The 3947-nt window shown below is 61.2% G+C and carries 6 protein-coding genes; 3 read left to right on the top strand and 3 right to left on the bottom strand.

Going from position 1 to position 3947, the window contains the following annotated elements; translation table 11 throughout:
- Window positions 1-51 precede the first annotated feature (51 nt).
- Genes AC07FD_RS25885 through irrA form a run of 3 tightly spaced genes read right to left on the bottom strand, consistent with a single transcriptional unit; the run spans window position 52 to window position 887 of the window.
- Window positions 52-270 (bottom strand): DUF4260 family protein, encoded by a 219-nt coding sequence (locus tag AC07FD_RS25885; RefSeq protein ID WP_478352138.1) that lies wholly within the window; start codon window positions 268-270, stop codon window positions 52-54.
- Window positions 219-395: a DUF4260 family protein gene (locus AC07FD_RS25890; protein ID WP_478352139.1), complete on the bottom strand. Its 177-nt coding sequence runs from the start codon at window positions 393-395 to the stop codon at window positions 219-221. Before AC07FD_RS25890 ends, AC07FD_RS25885 begins: the two co-directional genes overlap by 52 nt.
- Window positions 396-455: 60 nt before the next feature.
- Entirely contained in the window at window positions 456-887 is a 432-nt protein-coding gene (gene irrA / locus AC07FD_RS25895) for an iron response transcriptional regulator IrrA (RefSeq protein WP_167458528.1), read from the bottom strand.
- 243 nt (window positions 888-1130) lie between these two features.
- Between irrA and fabA the strand changes: the two genes are divergently transcribed.
- From fabA to fabI, 3 genes are read left to right on the top strand one after another with little or no spacing between them, the layout of a single operon-like run.
- Window positions 1131-1649, top strand: a complete 519-nt coding sequence (gene fabA, locus AC07FD_RS25900; protein WP_477272717.1) for a 3-hydroxyacyl-[acyl-carrier-protein] dehydratase FabA — start codon at window positions 1131-1133, stop codon at window positions 1647-1649.
- A 36-nt stretch (window positions 1650-1685) separates the two neighbouring features.
- A complete protein-coding gene (gene fabB, locus AC07FD_RS25905; RefSeq protein WP_478352140.1) occupies window positions 1686-2906 on the top strand; it encodes a beta-ketoacyl-ACP synthase I in 1221 nt (406 codons plus the stop codon).
- Between the two features lie 32 nt (window positions 2907-2938).
- Window positions 2939-3751: an enoyl-ACP reductase FabI gene (gene fabI, locus AC07FD_RS25910; protein WP_478352141.1), complete on the top strand. Its 813-nt coding sequence runs from the start codon at window positions 2939-2941 to the stop codon at window positions 3749-3751.
- The last annotated feature ends 196 nt before the right edge of the window (window positions 3752-3947 follow it).

A 3947-nucleotide genomic window follows, 5' to 3' on the forward strand; every position in this document is an offset into this window, starting at 1 on the left:
GCACAAGGGCCATGGAAAGTCCGCGTCAGGCCAATTTATGACGCAGTAAGATTAGCGGCCGACACGGCCCAGATGCGTGTCCTGAAAGCCGGTTGACAGCTTCAGGCCGTAGCCCAGCGCACGATCGATGGCGATGTGGGCGATCCAGATCAATGCAACCGCCGTCGCGGTCGCTTTGCCGGACAGGTGACCGGCCAGCAGCAGCAGCACGGGCACGATCAGGATATGCAAGGCGTTGTAGGCCAGGGCACCGACGCGCGGCCCCGCCACAGGTCAGGCGCCAGGATAAGCAATCCGAAGAGCCACCAGCTTATACCGGTTGAAGCGTAGAAGACGACGGCAGCCACCGCAACGATGGCCCATTCGAGCCGGATTGTCAGGTCGAGGGGTTTCATTCCTGGCCGATCATTCTTGGCCGATCATTCCGGCCTTGTCGTTTATTCGGGCGTCGCCCGTCATTCGCAGCGCTTGGGGCGCAGCCTCACCACGATGTCGACATTGGCGATTTCCATCCCCTCCGGCGGCTCCGGCAGGTTGGCAACCGTCACCGGACCGCTGTCGATGTCGAATATGCGGTTTTCGCCTTCGATGTAGAAATGGTGGTGGTCGGAGGTGTTGGTGTCGAAATAGGTCTTCGCGCCCTCGACGGCGAGGATGCGCAACAGGCCCGCCTGGGTGAACTGGTGAAGGGCATTGTAGACGGTGGCCAGCGACACCGGCACGCCGGCGGCGACCGCCTCCTCGTGCAGTTCCTCGGCCGACAGATGGCGGTCGCCCTTGGCGAAAAGCAGGTCGGCCAGCGCAATGCGCTGGCGTGTCGGCCTCAGGCCGGCTTCACGGACCCGCTTGTCCACAGCGACATTTTCCTTCCGACCGTCCAGGCCCATCTTCTCGTCGAACCCCACAGTTCCGCCCTAAGACACGCCCAGAATGGCAAAAAAATGAATGTCTGCCGAAACCGAACCCCTGCTGACATATATTCTGTCGTCCGAATGCGATCAATAGCGCGCATTGACCCGAGCAGACGAGCAGGTTAAGCGCAAACGCCGGTTTCCGGCCTGAAACAGATTGTGTTAGGAAACCAACGACAAGGGCGCCCGATAGCCCGGAACGATGTGGGGACGAAATTGATGGCGGGTTCGAAATCCAGCTACGACTACGACGAATTGCTGGCCTGCGCCCGCGGCGAACTGTTCGGACCGGGCAATGCCCAGCTTCCCTATCCGCCCATGCTGATGTTCGACCGCATCACCGAGATCAGCGAGACGGGCGGCGCCTTCGACAAGGGCTTCATCCGCGCGGAATTCGACATCAAGCCGGACCTGTGGTTCTTTGCCTGCCATTTCATCGGCAATCCGATCATGCCCGGATGCCTCGGCCTCGACGCCATGTGGCAATTGACGGGCTTCTATCTCGGCTGGCTCGGCGAACCCGGCAAGGGAATGGCGCTGTCGACAGGCGAGGTAAAATTCAAGGGCATGGTGACGCCCTCGGTGAAAAAGGTCGAGTATGGGATCGACTTCAAGCGGGTGATGCGCGGCCGGCTGGTGCTCGGCATCGCCGATGGCTGGCTGAAGGCGGATGGCGAACCCATATACGCGGCAACGGATTTGAAGGTCGGTCTGTCCAAGCAGTCGGCGGTCGGCTGACCGGCATCACCGGCTGACCCCTGGAAGGAGTTGCGAATGAGACGTGTCGTAGTCACAGGCCTCGGCATCGTGTCGTCGATCGGCAACAATGCCAACGAGGTTCAGACCTCGCTGCATGACGCCAGATCCGGCATCAGCTTGTCCGATTCCTTTGCCGAGCATGGTTTTCGCTGCCATGTCTGGGGAGCGCCGACGCTCGATCCATCCGCCATGATCGATCGTCGTGCGATGCGCTTCCTGTCGAAAGGTGCCGCCTGGAACCACGTCGCCATGGATCAGGCGATCGCGGATGCTGGCCTCAGCGAGAGTGACATCACCAATGAGCGCACCGGCATCGTCATGGGATCGGGCGGACCATCCACCAGCACCATCGTCGAGGCGGCAGAGATCACGCTGAAGAACGGCAGCCCCAAGCGCATCGGTCCGTTCGCTGTGCCGAAAGCGATGTCGTCGACCGCATCGGCAACGCTTGCCACCTGGTTCAAGATCCACGGCGTCAACTACTCGATCTCGTCGGCCTGCTCGACCTCGGCGCATTGCATCGGCAATGGCTACGAACTGATCCAGTGGGGCAAGCAGGACATGGTCTTTGCCGGCGGCCACGAGGACCTCGACTGGACGATGTCCGACCTGTTCGACGCCATGGGCGCCATGTCGTCGAAATTCAACGACCGTGCATCCGCCGCCTCGCGCGCCTATGACGCCAATCGCGACGGCTTCGTCATCGCCGGCGGCGCCGGCGTGCTGGTGCTGGAAGAGCTGGAACATGCCAAGGCGCGCGGCGCCAAGATCTATGCCGAGATCGTCGGCTACGGCGCGACCTCGGACGGCTTCGACATGGTGGCGCCATCCGGCGAAGGCGCGGTCCGCTGCATGCGCCAGGCAATGGCGACGGTTTCCGCGCCGGTCGACTACATCAACACCCATGGCACGTCGACGCCGGTGGGAGATTCCAAGGAAATGGCCGCGATCCGCGAGGTTTTCGGCCAAGAGATGCCGTACATCACGTCGACGAAATCGCTGACCGGCCACTCGCTGGGCGCCGCCGGCGTGCAGGAGTCCATCTACTCGATCCTGATGATGCAGGGCGGCTTCATCGGCGAAAGCGCCCATATCGAGACCCTCGACCCCGAATTCGAGGGCATGCCAATCGTGCGAAAGCGCATCGACAACGCCAAAATCGACACTGTTTTGTCAAATTCGTTCGGCTTCGGTGGCACCAACGCAACGCTGATTTTCCAGCGCTATTCCGCATAAGGCCAGCGTTGTTTTTATAAGGATTGGCGGCCATGGATGGATTGATGAAGGGCAAGCGCGGGCTTGTCATGGGTGTCGCCAACGATCATTCGATCGCCTGGGGCATAGCTCGGAAATTGTCCGAACATGGAGCGGACCTTGCCTTCACCTATCAGGGTGACGCCTTCGGGCGCCGGGTCAAGCCACTCGCCGACAAGCTCGGCGCCTCGCTGGTCGTGCCGTGCGACGTCGAGGACAGCGCTTCGGTCGCCGCCACCTTCGAGACCCTGGGCAATGCCTGGGGCGGGCTCGATTTCGTCGTCCACGCCATCGGCTTTTCCGACAAGAATGAACTGAAGGGCCTCTACGCTGACACCAGCCGGGACAATTTCGTCCGCACCATGGTGATCTCCTGCTATTCCTTCACCGAGATCGCCCGCCATGCAGCCACCTTGATGAAGGAAGGCGGATCGATGATCACGCTGACCTATGCGGGCTCGGTCCGTGTCATGCCGAACTACAATGTCATGGGCGTCGCCAAGGCCGGGCTTGAGGCCAGTGTGCGTTACCTCGCCAACGACTACGGTCCGCGCGGCATCCGGGTGAACGGCATATCGGCTGGACCGGTGCGCACGCTCGCCGGCGCCGGGATTTCCGATGCGCGCCACATGTTCTCCTACCAGCAGCGCAACTCGCCGCTGCGCCGCACCGTGACCATCGACGAGGTCGGCGGTTCCGCGCTTTATCTGTTGTCCGATCTGTCTTCGGGCGTTACCGGCGAAATCCACTATGTCGATTCCGGCTATCACATCGTTTCCATGCCGACGCTCGACGAATTGAAGCAGACCGATGGCGGGCGAGACTAATGCATGGCGCCCAAAAGTGCGCAGCGGTTTTGGGACGGCGACGCGCACAAAACAAAAGCTTAAAATGCGCCGACTAAATCCGTTTCGACTCGACGCGCTTTAAGGGCTGTTGATATTCATCTGGAGCTTATGATGGCGGCGGCGAGGTGAATGAACGCGGCAAAGCTCTTGTCGGTTTTGTCGGCACGCATGGCGA

It is taken from the genome of Mesorhizobium waitakense (assembly GCF_056431085.1).